At 60.2% G+C, this 18,242-nt stretch carries 20 protein-coding genes; 17 read left to right on the top strand and 3 right to left on the bottom strand.

Going from position 1 to position 18,242, the window contains the following annotated elements:
- The first annotated feature begins 62 nt into the window (after positions 1-62).
- The 3 genes from BEN49_RS15225 (at position 63) to BEN49_RS15215 (ending at position 3,531) form a co-directional block, all read left to right on the top strand.
- Entirely contained in the window at positions 63-698 is a 636-nt protein-coding gene (locus tag BEN49_RS15225) for a T9SS type A sorting domain-containing protein (RefSeq protein WP_125916918.1), read from the top strand.
- 56 nt (positions 699-754) lie between these two features.
- Positions 755-1,978 carry a type IX secretion system outer membrane channel protein PorV gene (gene porV / locus BEN49_RS15220; protein WP_070744793.1) on the top strand — a complete coding sequence of 408 codons (1,224 nt, stop codon included), beginning with the start codon at positions 755-757 and terminating at the stop codon, positions 1,976-1,978.
- A 284-nt stretch (positions 1,979-2,262) separates the two neighbouring features.
- Complete coding sequence (locus tag BEN49_RS15215) at positions 2,263-3,531, top strand: M16 family metallopeptidase (RefSeq protein WP_070744792.1); 1,269 nt, start codon at positions 2,263-2,265, stop codon at positions 3,529-3,531.
- Between the two features lie 77 nt (positions 3,532-3,608).
- On the opposite strand, the gene BEN49_RS15210 is transcribed toward BEN49_RS15215, so the two are convergent.
- Both BEN49_RS15210 and BEN49_RS15205 read right to left on the bottom strand, forming a co-directional pair.
- Positions 3,609-4,979 carry an NAD(P)/FAD-dependent oxidoreductase gene (locus BEN49_RS15210; protein WP_070744791.1) on the bottom strand — a complete coding sequence of 457 codons (1,371 nt, stop codon included), beginning with the start codon at positions 4,977-4,979 and terminating at the stop codon, positions 3,609-3,611.
- A 108-nt stretch (positions 4,980-5,087) separates the two neighbouring features.
- The gene (locus tag BEN49_RS15205; protein WP_070744786.1) at positions 5,088-5,780 is read right to left on the bottom strand and encodes a carboxypeptidase-like regulatory domain-containing protein; all 693 of its coding nucleotides are present in this window, start codon (positions 5,778-5,780) and stop codon (positions 5,088-5,090) included.
- A gap of 102 nt (positions 5,781-5,882) precedes the next feature.
- Here BEN49_RS15205 and BEN49_RS15200 point away from each other — a divergent pair, with 102 nt between their 5' ends.
- From BEN49_RS15200 to pruA, 4 genes are all read left to right on the top strand, one after another.
- Positions 5,883-6,314, top strand: a complete 432-nt coding sequence (locus BEN49_RS15200; protein WP_070744784.1) for an ArsR/SmtB family transcription factor — start codon at positions 5,883-5,885, stop codon at positions 6,312-6,314.
- Positions 6,314-6,637, top strand: a complete 324-nt coding sequence (locus BEN49_RS15195) for a (2Fe-2S) ferredoxin domain-containing protein (protein ID WP_070744782.1) — start codon at positions 6,314-6,316, stop codon at positions 6,635-6,637. The genes BEN49_RS15200 and BEN49_RS15195 overlap by 1 nt, the downstream gene beginning before the upstream one ends.
- Positions 6,638-6,648: 11 nt before the next feature.
- A complete protein-coding gene (locus tag BEN49_RS15190) occupies positions 6,649-7,341 on the top strand; it encodes a YjjG family noncanonical pyrimidine nucleotidase (protein WP_070744780.1) in 693 nt (230 codons plus the stop codon).
- Between the two features lie 87 nt (positions 7,342-7,428).
- Positions 7,429-9,093 carry an L-glutamate gamma-semialdehyde dehydrogenase gene (gene pruA, locus BEN49_RS15185; RefSeq protein WP_070744779.1) on the top strand — a complete coding sequence of 555 codons (1,665 nt, stop codon included), beginning with the start codon at positions 7,429-7,431 and terminating at the stop codon, positions 9,091-9,093.
- A gap of 50 nt (positions 9,094-9,143) precedes the next feature.
- Here pruA and BEN49_RS15180 read toward each other — a convergent pair whose 3' ends face one another.
- Entirely contained in the window at positions 9,144-9,719 is a 576-nt protein-coding gene (locus BEN49_RS15180; RefSeq protein WP_239691953.1) for a Uma2 family endonuclease, read from the bottom strand.
- 164 nt (positions 9,720-9,883) lie between these two features.
- On the opposite strand from BEN49_RS15180, the gene BEN49_RS15175 reads away from it, so the two are divergent.
- The 10 genes from BEN49_RS15175 (at position 9,884) to BEN49_RS15130 (ending at position 18,226) form a co-directional block, all read left to right on the top strand.
- A complete protein-coding gene (locus tag BEN49_RS15175; RefSeq protein WP_070744776.1) occupies positions 9,884-10,276 on the top strand; it encodes an NADH-quinone oxidoreductase subunit A in 393 nt (130 codons plus the stop codon).
- A 77-nt stretch (positions 10,277-10,353) separates the two neighbouring features.
- Entirely contained in the window at positions 10,354-10,908 is a 555-nt protein-coding gene (locus BEN49_RS15170; protein ID WP_070744774.1) for an NADH-quinone oxidoreductase subunit B, read from the top strand.
- A 100-nt stretch (positions 10,909-11,008) separates the two neighbouring features.
- Positions 11,009-11,569 (top strand): NADH-quinone oxidoreductase subunit C, encoded by a 561-nt coding sequence (locus BEN49_RS15165; RefSeq protein WP_083326137.1) that lies wholly within the window; start codon positions 11,009-11,011, stop codon positions 11,567-11,569.
- A gap of 99 nt (positions 11,570-11,668) precedes the next feature.
- Entirely contained in the window at positions 11,669-12,850 is a 1,182-nt protein-coding gene (locus BEN49_RS15160) for an NADH-quinone oxidoreductase subunit D (RefSeq protein ID WP_070744797.1), read from the top strand.
- Positions 12,851-12,872: 22 nt separating this feature from the next.
- Positions 12,873-13,445, top strand: coding sequence for an NADH-quinone oxidoreductase subunit NuoE family protein (locus BEN49_RS15155; RefSeq protein WP_070744795.1), 573 nt, complete (start codon positions 12,873-12,875; stop codon positions 13,443-13,445).
- Between the two features lie 38 nt (positions 13,446-13,483).
- The gene (gene nuoF / locus BEN49_RS15150) at positions 13,484-14,824 is read left to right on the top strand and encodes an NADH-quinone oxidoreductase subunit NuoF (protein ID WP_070744772.1); all 1,341 of its coding nucleotides are present in this window, start codon (positions 13,484-13,486) and stop codon (positions 14,822-14,824) included.
- A 61-nt stretch (positions 14,825-14,885) separates the two neighbouring features.
- Positions 14,886-15,902: an NADH-quinone oxidoreductase subunit G gene (locus BEN49_RS15145; protein WP_070744770.1), complete on the top strand. Its 1,017-nt coding sequence runs from the start codon at positions 14,886-14,888 to the stop codon at positions 15,900-15,902.
- Positions 15,903-15,978: 76 nt separating this feature from the next.
- On the top strand, positions 15,979-17,073 hold the full coding sequence (gene nuoH / locus BEN49_RS15140) for an NADH-quinone oxidoreductase subunit NuoH (protein ID WP_070744768.1): 1,095 nt from the start codon (positions 15,979-15,981) through the stop codon (positions 17,071-17,073).
- A 32-nt stretch (positions 17,074-17,105) separates the two neighbouring features.
- Positions 17,106-17,672: a NuoI/complex I 23 kDa subunit family protein gene (locus tag BEN49_RS15135; protein ID WP_070744766.1), complete on the top strand. Its 567-nt coding sequence runs from the start codon at positions 17,106-17,108 to the stop codon at positions 17,670-17,672.
- A 47-nt stretch (positions 17,673-17,719) separates the two neighbouring features.
- Positions 17,720-18,226 carry an NADH-quinone oxidoreductase subunit J family protein gene (locus tag BEN49_RS15130; RefSeq protein WP_070744764.1) on the top strand — a complete coding sequence of 169 codons (507 nt, stop codon included), beginning with the start codon at positions 17,720-17,722 and terminating at the stop codon, positions 18,224-18,226.
- Positions 18,227-18,242 lie beyond the last annotated feature (16 nt).

Below are 18,242 nucleotides of genomic sequence, written 5' to 3'. Positions count from 1 at the left end.
GGTAGGCGGGCGCGGCCACCGGCACCGCCCGCGACACGGTGCCGCCCGCCGTGGCTTTGTTCATGGACAGCGAAACGTTCGCCTTCGGGGGCCTCACGGGGCAGAACACCACTCTGCTGGCCAACCTGAGCGACAATTCGGGCATCAACACCACCGGCGCGGGCATCGGGCACGAGATTACGGCGGTGCTTGACGGCGACCCCGCGAACCTCACGCTGCTCAACGATGCCTACGTGGGCAAGGTCGACGACTTCCGCTCGGGGCAGGTGAAGTATTTATATAAAGATTTGGCGGTGGGGCCCCACACCTTGAAGATAAAGGCCTGGGACACTTACAACAACTCCACGGAGCGCGAGATTGAGTTCATCGTGGCCCGCACCGAGCAGCTGGCTTTGTCGCATGTGCTCAACTACCCCAATCCGTTTGCCAGTGCTACTACGTTTCACTTTGACCAGAACCGCGAGGGCGACGACCTCGATGTGCAGGTGCAGATCTTTACCGTGTCGGGCAAGCTCGTGCGCACCCTCACGGCCAACATCGTCAACAGCGAGCCGCACCAGAAAAGCATCAGCTGGGACGGGCGCGACGAATTCAACGACCAGCTGGCGCGCGGCGTGTACGTGTACCGGGTGAGCGTGCGGGCCCAGCGTGACCAAGCCACGGCTTCCAAGTTTGAAAAATTGGTTATCCTCAATTAATCCAATTTAAAACGTTTTCTTTGTAGCCGACTTAGTGGCTCATCCTTATTCGCTTTATGCAACTCCCTACTCCCGTTACTTCCCAGCGCCTGGCGCTGCTCGCGGCCCTGCTGGGCGGTGCCACCGCGGCCCACGCCCAGAACTTCTCCAAAACCATTACCACGGCCGTGCCCATCCTCACCCTCAGCCCCGACTCGCGCTCGGCGGCGCTGGGCGAGGCCGGGGTGGCCCTCTCACCCGACGCCAACGCGGCATTCTACAACCCGGGCAAGCTGGGCTTCGTGCCGTACAAATACTCGGTGTCGCCGTCGTACACGCCGTGGCTGCGCAGCATCACCGACGACATGGGCCTCTCGTACCTCTCGGGCTATGCCAAGGTGGGCGAGCGCTCGGCCCTTTCAGCCTCGCTGCTGTACTTCGACCTGGGCCAGATTCAGTACCGCGACGCCAACAACATTGAGGGCGCCACCTTCAACCCCAAGGAGTACGCCCTCACCGTGTCCTACGGCCAGAAGCTGAGCGAGAACTTCGGCCTGGGCGTATCGGCCCGCTACATCCGCTCCAACCTCACCGGGGGCAGCATCCCCGACGCCCGGCCCGGCAACGCCGTCGCCGTGGACGTGGGGGCCTACTACAACAAGGACACGAGCATCGGGACGGGCCTCTACAACATCGCGTTTGGGGCAACCGTCAGCAACGTCGGTAATAAGATGACTTATACCGATCCGATAAACGCCAGCTTCCTGCCCACCACCCTGAAGCTGGGCACCGCCATCACCCGCCAAATTGACCAATACAACAAAATCACGCTGGCCTTCGACGTGAGCAAGTTGCTGGTGCCCTCCCCTTACTACGAGGATAACCCCACCAACGACCCCACCATCAGAAACCGCGTTGCGGCTGAGAATAGAGCTCGGGGACAGAAGGGTCCTATCAGCGCAGTGTTGAGCTCGTTCACTGATGCGCCGGGTGGATTTAAGGAAGAATTGCAGGAAATCAACCTGTCGGGGGGCCTGGAGTACAGCTACAACGACCTGCTGTACGCCCGCGCTGGCTACTTCTACGAGAACCCCGACAAGGGGGCCCGGCAGTACGCCAGCTTCGGCCTGGGCGTGCGCTACCAGGTGTTCGGCATCGACGGGGCCTACCTTGTGCCCAACTCGCAGGCTAACCCCCTGGCCCAGACCATTCGCGTATCGCTGCACTTCAACTTCAACAAGCTGGCCGAAGCCTTCGATGGCGATTCGGGCGGCACCAGCGGCAACTTGCCCAACAACTAGCCCCGTTTTTTTTCGCGGTTCCGCGTGGAAATACGTAGAAAGGGAAGCGCCAAAAAGCCCACCGGTCCAGCCGCGGTTTTTTGGCGCTTCCCTTTTTTAGTTTTCAGTTGTTGATTATTGGGGACCCCGAGGTGTACCGCCAAGCTGTGCTTGGCCTTGCCTATGCTGCTTCTAGGGCCCCTGGGGCAAGGCCAAGCGCAGCTTGGCGGTACACCTCGGGGTCCCCAATAATCAACAACCGAAAACTAAACAACGAATACCCACTTAATCCATTCTTCCCCGATATGCTCGACCGTACCGTTGCTCCTCCTTTGCAGCCCCTGGCCCGCGTGGCCCTGGCCGCGGCGGAGGTGATGCCCTTAACCAACGCCGCCCGCCTCCACGTGCTGGCCAACGATGCCCAGCCCGTGGTGCGCCTGCAAGTGGTGCTGCCCGCTGGCAAAATTGCCGAGCCCAAACCCAGCCTGGCCCTGCTCACGGCCCGGATGCTGCTCGAAGGCACCACCACCCGCACTGCCCGCCAGATTGCCGACGAGGTAGCCTTCTACGGCGCCTCCATTGAGTGCGAATCAGGCCCCGACCGCGCCATGCTCACGCTGTATTGCCTCACGCGGCACCTGCCCACGCTGCTGCCGCTGGTGCACGAGGTCCTCACTCAGCCCACGTTCCCAGAATACGAACTGGGCCTGTTGAAAACCCGCACCGTGCAGAATGTGCAGGTGGAGCGCCGCAAGGCCGGCTACCGCGCCTCCGAGCGCTTCAACGAGCACCTGTTCGGCGCGGCCCACCCCTACGGCCAGCTGTTCGACGAAGATGCTTTCCTGGCCCTCACCTGCGCCGATGTGCAGGCCTTCCACCGGGCGGCTTACCCGCTGGGTGGGGCCGAAATATTCCTGTGCGGCGACGTGGCCGAGCACCAGCAGCTGGTGGCCGACACCTTGGGCCAGGGCCCCACCGGGGCCCCCACGCCGCCGGCCGCCGGAGCCCTGGCGCCGTTCCAGCCCGGGCACGACCACGTGACGGTGGCCGGCAGCTTGCAGGCTTCGTTGCGCCTCGGGCGGCCTTGGCCCACCCCGCACCATCCCAAAACCCACCAGTTGAACCTGCTGATTAAGGTATTGGGCGGCTACTTCGGCTCGCGCCTGATGCGCAACATCCGCGAGGACAAGGGCTTGACCTACGGCATTTCGGCCGCCGTTACCAACCGCGAGCAGGCCACGGCCCTGCTCATCGGCACCGATGTGAAGGGCGACAGCGCCCCGCTGGCGGTGGCCGAAATCCAGCACGAACTGCGCCGTTTGCAGGAAGAGCTCATTCCGGCCGACGAGCTGGAAACGGTGAAAAATTACACCCTCGGCAAGTTTGCCAACGACCTGTCCACGGTGTTCGAGCAGGCCGATAAGTACCGCAACATTGTGCTGATGCACCTGCCCGCCGACTACTACACCCAGTTCGTGCAGCAAATTGAGGCCACCGACGCCCCCACCCTCCAGCGCCTGGCCCAGGAATACCTATCGCCCGACGCCCTGCAAGTAGTGGTGGCGGGGGCCTAAAAAGTTAGCAAGGAGACATAAAAAGGCCGTCACGCTATAGTAGCATGACGGCCTTTTTGCGTTTACGAAAGCCCTACTTACGCCTCCTGAATGGCTGGGGGCCCTGGGTTGTACTCGGCCGTGGCAGTGAGGTGCTCGGCGGTGCGCTTGCCTTGGTCGTCGCGCAGGTCGCGGCGCTTGAAGGGGCGGATGATGAGGCGCAGGGCCTGGTCGGAGCTGAAGTAGCTGAAGGCCCAGTCCACCAAGGCCACCACCTTATTGCGGAAGCCCACCAGCGTCATCAGGTGCACAAACAGCCACGTCATCCAGCCAAAAAAGCCGTTGAAATGCACGCCCTTAGGCAGGTCCACCACGGCTTTGTTGCGGGCCACAATGGCCATCACGCCCTTGTTGAGGTACTCGAAGGGCTGGGGCGCTTCGCCCTTGGTGAGGCGCACCAGGTTTTTAGCCAGCAGCGAGGCTTGCTGCTGGGCCACGGGGGCCAGCATGGGCAAGCCCTTGGGCATCTCGTCGGTCACGAGGTTAGCCACGTCGCCGATGGCAAATACGTTGGCCAGGCCTTCCACCTGGTTCCACTGGTTCACGGTCACGCGCTTGTTGCGGGTCACCACGGCGTCGGGCAGGCCAGGCAGGGCGGCGCCATTCACGCCGGCGGCCCAAATCAGGTTCTCGGTAGGGATAAACTCGGTATCAGAGTAATACGCCTTGTTGTCCTCAAACCGATTCACCGAGGTGCTGAGCCGCACTTTTACGCCCAGCTCATTTAAGTAGCGGCTGGCGTCGGCCTGCGAGGCAGGCGACATGGGCCCCAGCAGTGCCGGCCCGGCCTCGACCAGAAAAATCTGCATCTGGGCCAGGTCCAGTTCGGGGTAGTCCTTGGGCAGCACGTGCTTGCGCATCTCGGCCAGCGAGCCGCTGATTTCGACGCCCGTGGGGCCCCCGCCCACCACCACAATGTTCATCAGCGCCTGGCGCTCGACCGGATCGGCGGTGAGCAGGGCTCTCTCGAAGTTCTGGAAGATGAAGCTGCGCAGGTTCAGGGCATTCGGGATGCTCTTGATTTGCATGGCGTTGCGCTCAATGCTCTCAATGCCGAAGAAGTTGGTGAGCGAGCCAGTGGCCAGCACCAGGTAGTCGTAGCGAATCTCGCCCACGCTGGTGTGCAGCGTGTTGGCAGACGATTCTATGCCCGTCACATCGGCCAGGCGAAAGAAGAAATTGCGCTGGCCCGCGAAGATTTTGCGCACCGGGTAGGCAATGCTGTCGGCCTCCAGGGCCCCCGTGGCCACCTGGTACAGCAGGGGCTGGAAATTGTGGTAGTTGTTGCGGTCGACCACCACTACCTGTACCGGCGCGTCGGCCAAATCCTTGGCTAACTGGAGGCCCCCAAAGCCGCAGCCCACAATAACGACCCGCGGCTTGTCAGAAAATGGAATATTTGTATCCATGGCTACAGAGTAAGAATAAGTGGTTAGCAAATCCTTCCTATAACACCAGAAGCGGTCCGGGAGTTACCGAACGGCTTAGCAATCAGCCGCCCGGGGCCCCAAACGGCGTTAATAGTCGACGCCCTCTTTCTTCTTGAATTCGCCGCTCTTCACCTGCTGAACGAACTTGAGCCAGCTGAATGGGTTGGTGAGCGGGTTGTTGGCCTGTAGCGACTGGCCCAACCCCATGCGGGCCTGGTAGTTCTGCTGCTGCAATCCCATGGTCTGGCGATAGGCCGCCGTCGAACTCATGGGCAGCGTGTTGAAAATGCGGCGCATGGTCTGCTCGTTGAGGGCGTCGGCCCCCGGCGTGCGGCTCTCGCTTGGGATGGCCATGGCCAGGAAGGCGGCCTTGAATTCGCGCTCGGTAGCGTAGGGGAACACCCGTACCTCGGGCAGCACCGTGGCATCCTCGCGCAGCGACACAACCACCGAATAGCTCGTGCGCTGGTAGTCGGCAGGGATTTTAACTACCTCATTAGCATAACCCAGCGAACGAATTACGATGCTGTCGCCGGCCAGTACGGCCATCGAAAAGTAGCCGTAGATATTAGTGGCGGTGCCGCGGCCGGCCTTCGGCACGTACACCGTGGCCCCGGGCACACCCAGCAGGCTGTCGCCGCTCGCCACAATACCAGTAAACTGGATTACCTTGCGTTTGCCTTGGGCCTGGGCCCCGGGCGCGGCCAGCAGCAGCAGAAACACCGCCAGCACGGCGGCGAGAGTAAACGAGAGACCCCGGGGGCGGCTGGTGTAGGACATGGGTGGGCGGGCTAGTAAGCAAATATACAACCAGTAAGGCCGGGCTGGCTTTCCCTTCGGCTAACAGGAAACTTACGGTAAGCACCGGATTCCAGACACCAGATGCACTTGAAACATTTCACGGTTGCGTTCGGTCAGCAAATATTTAAAGCCTTCGGTGACGAAAGCCGTGTGCGCATCCTGCACCTGCTCTGGCGCAACCGCGAAATGGTAGTAGCCGACCTCGAGCAAGTGCTCGATTTCACCCAGACCAAAACTTCGCGCCAACTGGCGTATTTAAAAAACGCCGGCCTGGTGAGCGTGCGCCGCCTCGACAACTGGATGTTCTATTCCCTGAAGGACGAGGCCGCGGCCCTGGTGTTGCAGCTCCTCGAGTTCATGGCCCGCGACCCGCTGCTGCTGCGCGACCAGCGCAATTACCAAACCCTGTGGTCGAATCGGGAGTTAGCTGCTTACAAGCTCCAGAACCGGCACTGGACCGGTGGGGCCCACCGCCGCCGGCCCCGTAGCATTTCCTCAAATTCAGCTAGTTGATGATTTACGCACACCAGATATTTGTTTGCACCAACCAGAAAAGTAGCGTGGGCCACGACGTGGCCAAAGCGCTGAAGCACGCCATTAAGGACCAGGACCTGAAAACCGTGCGGACTGCCGACGGCGAAAAGCGGCGCAACGCCGTGCAGGAGTGCGATTGCCTCGACCGCTGCAAGCACTGCAAAAAAGGGAATGGTGCCGCCCTCGTCGTGTACCCCGACGGCGTAACCTACGGCGACGTGCAGCCCCGCGACTGCGCCACCATCGTGCGCGAGCATTTGGGTGGTGGCCGCATCGTTTCGTCGTTGCTCCTCAGCCAATAAGCTCTTTAGATATGGCTTACCGGCACCTATTTTTTGACCTCGACCACACGCTGTGGGACTTTGAAACCAACGCCGACGAGACGTTGACCACGCTGTACGAGCGGCACGCGCTGGCCCGCCACGGTACCTTCGACTTGCCCGCTTTCAAGCGCGTGTACAGCGACGTGAACCAGGCCCTGTGGCGCATGTACCAGGCCAACAAGGTGACGCAGCAGCAGTTGCGCGAGGCACGCTTTGTGCGCACGCTGGCCAAGCTGGGCGTGGCCGCGGCCGACGTGCCCCCCACCCTCTCGGCCGAATTCACCGACATCCTGCCCGAGAAGTCGGCCGTGTTTCCACATACCCACGAAACGCTGGATTACCTGCGCGGCAAGTACACCTTGCACCTCATTACCAATGGCTTCGAGGACGTGCAGCACCGCAAGCTGGCCTCGTCGAACCTGGCGCAGTACTTCGACCAGGTGATTACCTCCGAGCACAGCGGCCACCTCAAGCCCGACCCGCGCATGTTTGCCCATGCCCTGCAAGCGGCCGGCGCCAGGGCCCCCGAGAGCCTGATGGTGGGCGACAACCTGGAGTGCGACGTGCTGGGGGCCCACAACGCCGGCATTGACCAGGTGTACTTCAACCCCGCCAAGCGCCGCCACTTCGCGCAGGTGACCTACGAAATTAGTAGCCTGGACGAGTTGCGGGCTTTTTTGTAGGCGCCCGGTGGGGGCCCTGGCCGGCCGGCGGGGCCCCGCGTACCTTTGCGGTTCCCCATCCACAAGCTTTCAAACCGCCCCCCGACCATGGCTAACGGCTTTTTTAACGTTCCGATGCCCCTCAACGAGCCCGTGAAGGGCTATGCGCCCAACTCGCCCGAGCGGCTGGAGTTGATCAAGATGCTGAAAGAGTTGAAGCAACAGGAGCGCGACCTGCCGATGCACATCGGCGGGCAGGAAGTGCGCACTGGCCGCCGCCTGCCCCTGAGCCCGCCCCACGACTACCAGCACGTGCTGGCCCACTTCCACGAGGGAGACGCCGGCCACGTAACGCAGGCCATCGACGCGGCGCTGGCCGCCCGCCCGGCCTGGGCCGCCCTAGCCTGGGAACAGCGCGCCGCCATTTTCCTCAAAGCTGCCGACTTGCTGGCGGGGCCCTACCGCGCCCGCCTGAACGCCGCCACCATGCTGGGCCAGAGCAAAAACGCTTTCCAGGCCGAAATCGACGCGGCTTGTGAGCTGATTGACTTCTTCCGCTTCAACGTGGCCTTCATGCAGGAGCTGTACGGGCAGCAGCCCAACAGCTCGCCCGGCATGTGGAACCGCCTGGAACACCGCCCGTTAGAGGGATTCGTGTTCGCCCTCACGCCGTTCAACTTCACGTCTATTGCCGCCAACCTGCCCGCTTCGGCGGCCATGATGGGCAACGTGGTGGTGTGGAAGCCGGCCTACCCGCAGATTTATTCGGCCCAGGTGCTGATGGAGCTGTTCAAAGAGGCTGGCGTGCCCGATGGCGTCATCAACCTGATTTACGTGGACGGCCCCGTGGCCGGCGACGTGATTTTCAAGCACCGCGACTTCGCCGGCATCCACTTCACGGGCTCGACCAAGGTGTTTCAAACCATCTGGCAGGAAATTGGGCAGAATATTGCCCGATACAAGTCGTACCCACGCATTGTGGGCGAAACCGGCGGCAAGGATTTCATCCTCGCCCACCCCTCGGCCCACGCCAAAGCGGTGGCCGTGGCCATCACCCGCGGCGCCTTCGAGTACCAGGGCCAGAAGTGCTCGGCCGCCTCGCGGGTATACCTGCCCTCGAACCTGGCCGATGAAATCCTGGGCTATGTGAAGGAAGACCTCGCCACCATCAAAATGGGCGACGTGGAGGACTTTGGCAACTTCGTGAACGCCGTCATCACCGAGGCGTCGTTTGATAAGCTCGCCCGCTACATCGACGGGGCCCACGCCGACCCGGACGCCGAGGTGTTCGCCGGCGGCACCTACGACAAGTCGAAAGGCTACTTCGTGGCCCCCACCCTCATCGTGGCCAAAGATCCGAAGTACGTGACGATGTGCGACGAGCTGTTCGGGCCCGTCGTGACGGTACACGTGTACGACGCTGAGCAGTTTGAGGCTGCCCTCGACCTCGTGGACGGCACCTCGCCCTACGCCCTCACCGGCGCCATCTTCTCGCAGGACCGCTACGCCATCGACCTAGCCAGCCAGCGCCTGGTGAACGCCGCCGGCAACTTCTACATCAACGACAAGCCCACCGGGGCTGTGGTGGGCCAGCAGCCCTTCGGTGGGGCTCGCGCCTCAGGCACCAACGACAAGGCCGGCTCCATCCTCAACTTGCTGCGCTGGGTATCGCCCCGCACCATCAAGGAAACCTTCGTGCCCGTGACCGACTACCGCTACCCCTTCCTCGGGGCCGCTCCCCATGAGGATTTGAACCGCGACAAAGGCATCTAACCAACAGGGGCCCCGCACCAATCTTTGGTGCGGGGCCCCTTGCTTTTCGGCTATTCTTCGGGAACTTCCGGCTCAGGATGAATGCTCATTTGCGTAATGCCCGCATCCTCATATATAGCTTGTAAGCGTAGCGTCAGAGCCAACTCCGAAATCACTATTTCATCGCTGAACGCGGCCAGTGGCGTGAACGACCACACACCGCTTGCTTCCCGGCGGTACCATTCTACCAGGCAGGTGGTTTGCGATACCAGCAGGTAGTGGCGAAGGGAAGCGATGTTTTTGTATTGGTTGAATTTCCAGCTTCGATCCCGATTGGCCGTAGATTTTGACAGTACCTCAATTATCAGCACGGGCTCCGTCACCGTGCGCTGGGCCGCCAAATCAGCGGGCGCGCAGGTCACCAGCACGTCGGGGTAATTATAATAGCGGCCGCTTTCCACAGCCAACTGCACGCTTTCGGTGAATACTCGGCACGGCTGGCCGCGCAGGCCGGTTCGTAATGCGAAGGCGCAATTGAGCACTAAAATGTTGTGCGTAGTACTTGCCCCCGACATGGCAAAAACTTCGCCCTCAAAGAATTCGTGGCGCACATCGGCGGCCGCCTCCATCGCCATGTACTCGGCCACGGTGTAGCGCCGGGCCCCTGATTCTGCCTGTCCCATAGGTTACGAATTTAATGCCAAAGATACCAGCTAGGGCCCCGTGGTGCGGCGCCGTTGCGCCCCAAACCCGTAGGCGTTACCTTTGCTCAATAGCGCCCACGCCGCGTTTCCCTTTCTCCCTGACTGTCATGTTCCTAGTGCTTCCCGCCGCTGGCTACCAGCCCTCCGACTACTCGCCCGTTATCATTCAATTTGGCCTAGCCATTGCATTCGTGGCCTTCGCCATGACCGCCTCGCACCTGATAGGGCCCCGGCGCAAGTCGAAGGTGAAGGACGAAGCTTTTGAGTGCGGCATTGAGAGCGTGGGCAACGCCCGCACCCCCATTTCGGTGAAGTACTTCCTCACGGCCATCCTGTTTGTGCTCTTTGATGTGGAGGTTATTTTCATGTACCCCTGGGCCGTGAACTTCCGGGCCCTGGGCACGGGCGGCTTCATCGAGATGCTCGTGTTCATCACCTTGCTGATGGCTGGTTTTGGCTACGTCATCAAAAAGGGCATCCTGCGCTGGAACGAAGCCTAAATCCCTCAAACTTTTGCCCGCCGGGCGGTGTTGGAAAAGAGGGCCCTCTGGCCTTTCCACTTGATATTTTGACGATTATGGACACTCGCGTTCCGGAGATAAAAACAGTTGAAGCCCCCGAGGGCATCGAAGGCGCTGGCTTTTTCGCTACCTCGCTAGAGAAGGTGGTCGGCATTGCCCGCGCCAACTCGCTGTGGCCCCTACCCTTTGCTACCTCGTGCTGCGGCATCGAGTTCATGGCCACCATGGGCTCGCACTACGACATTTCCCGCTTCGGCTCGGAGCGCCCCAGCTTCTCGCCGCGCCAGGCCGATTTGCTGATGGTGATGGGCACCATTGCCAAGAAAATGGCTCCCATTGTGAAGCAGGTGTACGAGCAGATGGCCGAGCCCCGCTGGGTGATGGCCATGGGTGCCTGCGCCTCGTCGGGCGGTATTTTCGATTCGTACTCGGTGCTGCAAGGCATCGACCGCATCATCCCGGTTGATGTGTACGTGCCCGGCTGCCCGCCCCGTCCCGAGCAGGTGCTTGATGGCCTGATGCGCGTGCAGGACCTGGCTAAAAACGAATCCCTGCGCCGCCGCAACTCGCCCGAATACCAGGCCCTGCTGACGTCGTACAACATTAAATAAGCTGTTAGCTGTTAGCTGTTAGCTGTTAGCTTTTTTAGCGAGCTGCACTACAGTTGAACAACAGCTAACAGCTAATAGCCAACAGCTAATAGCTTACCGAATGACGCCCCAAGACGCTACCACCACGCCCGAAGCCGCCGTCGCCGAAGACCCCACCAAGGTGCAGAACGCCCGCTTGCTGGCGCGCCTGCACACCCTGTTTGGTGCCGATGCTTTCACGGACGTGTCGGAGCCCTACGGCTTACTCACGGCCACCACCACGCGGGAGCGCATCCACGGCATCATTGCCGGCTTGCAGCAGGACGAGGAAATTGCTCTGCACTTCCTCACCACCATGTGCGGCATCAACTACCCTGATAACGTGGGCCAGGAGTTGGGGATGATTTACCACTTGCACAGCCTCACGCAGAACATCCGCCTGCGGCTCAAGATCTTCTTCCCGGTGGCCGACCCCGTGGTGCCCACGCTGAGCGATATTCACTTGGCGGCCAACTGGATGGAGCGCGAAGCCTACGACTTTTACGGCGTCATCTTCACCGGCCACCCCAACCTGATGCGCATTCTGAACGTGGAGGACATGGACTACTTCCCCATGCGCAAGGAGTACCCGCTGGAAGACGGGACCCGAGAAGACAAAACCGACCTGTTTTTTGGCCGTTAGGCCCCTGATTTCTACGTCATGGCAGTAAACGACACGCTGGAAGGCACCCACCACATCATCGAAGAAGCGCGTGAGCAACAAGATAAGATCTTGCTGCCCATGCACAACGACTTCAACCAGGAGCTGACGACCCTCAACTTGGGGCCCACGCACCCGGCCACGCACGGTATTTTCCAGAACATCCTGCAAATGGATGGCGAGCGGATTGTGTCGGGCGTGCCCACCATCGGCTACATCCACCGCGCGTTCGAGAAAATCGCTGAGCGCCGCCCGTTCTATCAGATTACAACCCTGACCGACCGGATGAACTACTGCTCCAGCCCCATCAACAACCTGGGCTGGCACATGACGGTGGAGAAGATGCTGGGTGTCACCGTGCCCAAGCGGGCCCAGTACATGCGCGTGATTATGATGGAGTTGGCCCGTATTTCGGACCACCTTATCTGCAATTCCATCCTCGGCGTGGACACGGGGGCCTTCACCGGCTTCCTGTACGTGTTTCAGGAGCGGGAGAAGATTTACGAGATTTACGAAGAGGTGTGTGGGGCCCGCCTCACTACCAATATGGGCCGCGTGGGCGGCATGGAGCGCGACTTCACGCCGGTGGCTATTGAGAAGTTGCGAGCTTGGCTGAAGTCCTTCCCGACCGTGATGAAGGAGTTCGAATCCATGTTCAACCGCAACCGCATCTTTATGGATCGGGTGGTGAACGTAGGGCCCATCTCAGCCGAAAAAGCGCTGAGCTATGGCTTTACGGGGCCCAACCTACGGGCCGCGGGCGTCGATTACGACGTACGGGTGATGAACCCGTACTCGTCGTACGAGGACTTCGAGTTCGATGTGCCGGTGGGCACCAACGGCGATACTTACGACCGTTTCATGGTGCGCAACGAGGAGATTTGGCAGAGCCTGCGCATCATCAATCAAGCTCTCGACAGACTGCCCGAGGGCCCCTACCACGCCGATGCGCCGCACTACTACCTGCCCCCCAAGCAGGAAGTGTACAAGAACATGGAGGCCCTGATCTACCACTTCAAAATCGTAATGGGCGAAATCGACGCCCCCGTGGGCGAAGTGTACCACTCAGTGGAAGGCGGCAACGGCGAGCTGGGCTTTTATCTGGTATCGGACGGCGGGCGCACGCCCTACCGCTTGCACTTTCGCCGCCCGTGCTTCATCTACTACCAGGCCTACCCGGAGATGGCCGTGGGCACGACGCTCTCCGACGCCATCGTAATTCTGTCGTCGATGAACGTGATTGCCGGCGAGCTGGACGCTTAGTTTCTGATTGATTTTGATTGATATGGCCCCCACTACTGCTCCATCCAAGCTACAATTCTCGCCCGCTGGGCAGACGGAAATTAAGCGCCTGCTCACCCACTACCCTGCCGACCGCAGCAAGTCGGTGCTGCTGCCGGTTTTGCACATTGCGCAGGCCGAGTTTGGCGGTTGGGTGAGCCCCGAGGTGCAGGACTTGGTGGCCGAAACTTTGGGCATCCGCCCCATTGAGGTGTACGAAGTAGCTACCTTCTACACTATGTATAACCTCAAGCCCGTGGGCAAGCACGTGCTAGAAATCTGTCGCACAGGGCCCTGCATGTTGCGCGGCTCCGATGAGCTAACGGCAAACCTCGAGCGCATCACCGGCGCCAAGGTGGGCGAAACCTCACCCGATGGCAACTTCACCTTGAAGGAAGTGGAGTGCTTGGCCGCCTGCGGCTTTGCTCCCGTGGTGCAAGTGCGTGAGCAGTACTACGAAAGCCTCGACACTACCGAAGCGGTGGATGCCATGCTCAACGACTTGCGCGCCCAGATTCACCGGCCCATTCTGCCGTGGGAAATGCTGGGTGAGGTGCACTCGCAGCAGCAGCAATAACTTATCAGAACCGTCGCCCACTATCCGCATTCAAACCTATGGGACGCAAGCTCTTAACCGAACACGTTAACGTCGAAGGCATCGAAACCTTCGAGGTGTACCGTAAGCACGGCGGCTACCGCGCCGTGGAAAAGGCCCTGAAAACCATGACTCCGGATGAGGTGGTGGACGAGGTGAAGAAATCGGGCCTGCGCGGACGCGGCGGCGCCGGCTTTCCCACAGGTTTGAAGTGGAGCTTTCTGGCCAAGCCGGAGGGTGTACCGCGCTACCTGGTCTGCAACGCCGACGAATCGGAGCCCGGCACCTTTAAGGACCGCTACCTGATGTCGAAGCTGCCGCACCTGCTCATCGAGGGCATGATTGCCGGCAGCTACGCCCTGGGGGCCCGCACGAGCTACATATACATTCGCGGCGAGTTGCTGTATGTGCTACGCATTCTGGAGAAGGCTATTGCTGAGGCTTACGCTGCGGGCTTCTTGGGCGAAAATATCCTGGGCTCAGGCTATTCACTTGATTTGCACGTGCATCCGGGAGCTGGGGCATACATCTGCGGCGAAGAAACCGCGCTGCTGGAATCGTTGGAAGGCAAGCGCGGCAACCCGCGCAACAAGCCACCATTTCCAGCTGTGCAGGGCCTGTACGCCCGCCCTACGGTGGTGAACAACGTGGAAAGTATTGCCTCGGTAGTACCCATCCTCAACGAAGGCGGCGACGAGTACGCGAAGCTAGGCGTGGGCAAAAGCACGGGCACTAAGCTGTTTTCGGCCTGCGGGCACCTCAATAAGCCCGGCATCTACGAACTAGAACTAGGCGTGCCGGTAGAAGAGTTTATCTACTCCGACGAATACTGCGGCGGCATCTGGAAAGGGCGCGAGTTGAAGGCCGTGGTGGCAGGCGGGTCCTCGGTGCCGATTCTGCCCAAAGAGCTAATTCTGAAAACTGCGGCTGGTGAAAATCGCCTGATGACTTATGAGTCGCTCAGCGATGGCGGCTTCGTAACGGGTACCATGCTGGGTTCCGGCGGCTTCATTGCGATGGACGAAACCACGTGCATCGTAAAGAACACTTGGAATTTCTCGCGCTTTTACCACCACGAAAGCTGCGGCCAGTGCTCGCCCTGCCGCGAAGGCACCGGCTGGCTGGAGAAAGTGCTCCACCGCCTGGAGCACGGCCACGGCTCAATGCACGACATCGACTTGGTTGTGAGCGTGGCCAAGCAAATTGAGGGCAACACCATCTGCCCGCTGGGCGAGGCCGCGGCGTGGCCTGTGGCCGCTGCTGTGCGCCACTTCCGCGACGAATTCGAGTGGCACGTGAAGCACCCGCGTGAGGCTACCCAACCCGGGGCCGTGTACCAGGGCGCGGGCGTACTCGCTTAAAGTAAAACCGCCGGGCTGGCCGCAACGCCGCCCGGCAGCTACTGTTTCAACTTGATATCCAATGGCTAAAATTACGTTCGACGGCATTGAAGTGGAAGTACCCGATGGCACCACCATCCTCAACGCGGCCCGCAAAATTGGGGGCGGCGTGGTACCGCCCGCCATGTGCTACTATACCCCGCTGAAGGGCAGCGGCGGCAAGTGCCGTGCCTGTCTGGTGCGCGTGGCCGCTGGCTCTGCCAAGGACCCGCGCCCCATGCCCAAGCTGGTGGCCTCGTGCATTACGCCGGTGCAAGACGGCATGGTGGTGGAAAACACAACCAGCCAGCAAGTGCTCGACGTGCGCAAGGGCATCGTGGAGATGCTGCTTATCAACCACCCGCTTGACTGCCCGGTGTGCGACCAGGCCGGCGAGTGCGACTTACAAAACTTTGCTTTCGAGCACGGCGTGAGCACCACGCGCTACGAAGAGGAGCGCCGCACATTCGAAAAGATTGACATAGGGCCCTACGTGCAGCTGCACATGACGCGCTGCATCCTGTGCTACCGTTGTGTGTACACCGCCGACCAGCTCACCGATGGCCGCGTGCACGGCGTGCTGGGCCGGGGCGATGCGTCGGAGATTGGCACGTATATCGACAAAGTCATTGACAACGATTTTAGCGGCAACGTCATCGACGTGTGCCCCGTGGGGGCCCTAACCGATAAAACCTTCCGCTTTAAGCAGCGCGTGTGGTTCACGAAACCAATGAACGCGCACCGCGAATGCAGCCATGAGAAATGCAATGGCCACGTCACGCTTTGGTACAAAGGCAAAGACGTGATGCGCGTCACGGCCCGTAAGGACGAGTACGGCGAAGTGAAGGAGTGGATTTGCAACGAGTGCCGCTTCGACAAGAAGGAGACGGCCGATTGGGTACTAGAGGGCCCCGCGCACGTGGACCGCTCGTCGGTTATCTCGCAAGGCCACTACGAGCTACCCGTGGTGAACCCGCAAATTATTGCCGACTTACCCGAAAGCACTATCCGCGACCTTCAGCAAAACCCACCGTTGAAACTGGGCGGGTTGAATGGCTAAATAGCTTGATATTTAAATTGTTGAACACAGCTATAATCAACAATTTAATCATTCAACCAATAAACAATTAAAACACATGACTTTCGAAACCCTGGGCTGGCAAGGCCTCGTCATCCTGGTTGTCTTCGGCCTTTCGCTGCTGATTGCCACGTATTGCACCTACGCCGAGCGCGTGATTGCCGCCTTCATGCAGGACCGGGTAGGCCCCGACCGCGCGGGCCCCTACGGCCTGGCCCAGCCCCTGGCCGACGCCGTTAAAATGTTCACGAAGGAAGAATTCTTCCCCGGTGGGGCTAGCAAAGCTTTGTTCACTTTGGGGCCCTGCTTGGCCATGACCACGGCCCTGATGTCGTCGGCGGTGATTCCCTTTGGCAACGCAATGCAGTTTGGTGATACGTCGGTGCACTTGCAGGGCATCGAAATCAACGTGGGCATGCTCTACATATTCGGCGTTGTGTCGCTGGGTGTGTACGGCGTCATGATTGGCGGCTGGGCTTCAAACAACAAATTTTCCTTGCTGGGCGCCATCCGCGCTGCTTCGCAAAACATCAGCTACGAGTTAGCAATGGGCTTGGCTCTTATTGCTGTGTTGATGATTTCGGGCACGTTATCACTGCGCGAAATCACGCTGCAACAAACCAACCCGGGTGCCTGGCACCTTGGCGATATCTTCGCCTGGAACGTATTTAAGCAGCCCATCGGCTTCATCATTTTTCTGGTCTGTGCCTTTGCTGAAACAAACCGCACGCCTTTCGACCTACCCGAGTGCGAAACCGAATTGGTGGGCGGCTACCACACCGAGTACAGTTCCATGAAGCTGGGGCTGTACTTGTTTTCGGAGTACATCAACATTTTGGTGGTTACGGCCGTGATGAGCGTGTTGTATTTTGGCGGGTTCAACTACCCTTTTCAGTACGAGTTTCTTGACTTTCTGAGCAACAAAGCCGGTCTTTCGGCCGATTGGGCGCACAACATATTTGTGCTCATGGGTGTGGTGGCCATGTTCATGAAGATCTTCATGGGCATCTTCTTTTTCATGTGGGTGCGGTGGACGTTGCCGCGCTTCCGCTACGACCAGCTGATGCGCTTGGGCTGGACGATCCTAATTCCCCTCGCCATCTTCAACATCCTGCTCACGGGCGGCCTGATTACGACCGGCATCATCAAGTAGGGCCCCGTAATCCTCGTTTCTTCCTTCGACCTATGCAATCCCTCAGCAACCGCGCTAAAATCCTGGAAAAGAAGCCGATGACGCTCGCCGAGCGGGCTTACCTGCCGGCTATTTTCCAGGGCCTGAGCATCACGCTGCGCCACTTCTTTACCAAGAAGGCCACCATTCGCTACCCCGAGGAGACGCGGCCGTTCTCGCCGGTGTTCCGGGGCCTGCACGTGCTGAAGCGCGACGAGCAGGGCCGCGAGCGGTGCACGGCCTGCGGTCTGTGCGCCGTGGCTTGCCCCGCCGAGGCCATTACGATGGTGGCCGGCGAGCGCAAAAAGGGCGAGCAGAACCTCTACCGCGAGGAGAAATACGCCGTCAGCTACGAAATCAACATGCTGCGCTGCATCTTCTGCGGCCTCTGCGAGGAGGCATGCCCGAAGGCGGCCGTGTACCTCCAAGCCGATAAAATGGCGCCGCCGCGCTTCGAGCGCGACGAGTTCATCTACGGTAAAGACCGGTTGGTCGAGCCCGTGGCACCGGATACCCGCTCAAAGCGTGGCATCCAGCTCACGGCCGAGCAGGCCGATAAATTGCGCACTCAACTGGCCTAGGGCCCGCTTTTCCCTCCTTACGCCAAGCGGCAGCTTCGCCCTCCTGTATGTCCCTCTTTCTCTTCCTTACGTTTGTGGCCCTGCTGAGCGCGCTGGGCGTGGTGCTGGCTAAAAACCCGGTGCACAGCGTGTTGTTCCTCATTCTTACGTTCTTCACGCTTTCGGGCCACTACCTGCTGCTAAACGCGCAGTTCCTGGCCGCCGTGAATATTATCGTGTACGCCGGGGCCATCATGGTGCTGTTCCTGTTCGTTATCATGTTCTTGAACTTGAACGAAGCCACGGAGCCCCAAAAGCCATTTCTGGCCAAAGCCGCCGCTACCATTGCCGGCGGCCTGCTGCTGCTGATTATGGTGGCCGCCATGCGCAACGTGGAGCCCGCGGGCTACGACGCTGCTACCTTCAATTCGCAAGTAGGCATGGTCGACAAGCTGGGCTTGGTGCTGTTTCAGCAGTATCAGTTGCCTTTTGAACTGGCCTCCATCCTGCTGCTAGCCGCCATGGTGGGCTCGGTAATGCTGGGCAAGCGCGAAACTGGCGAGCGAAATTTCTAATTTAGCAGTTCCAAAC

It is taken from the genome of Hymenobacter coccineus (assembly GCF_001816125.1).
Classification (GTDB): domain Bacteria; phylum Bacteroidota; class Bacteroidia; order Cytophagales; family Hymenobacteraceae; genus Hymenobacter; species Hymenobacter coccineus.
Note: the sequence above shows the minus strand (reverse complement) of the source record. Positions and strands in the feature narration are given on the sequence as shown.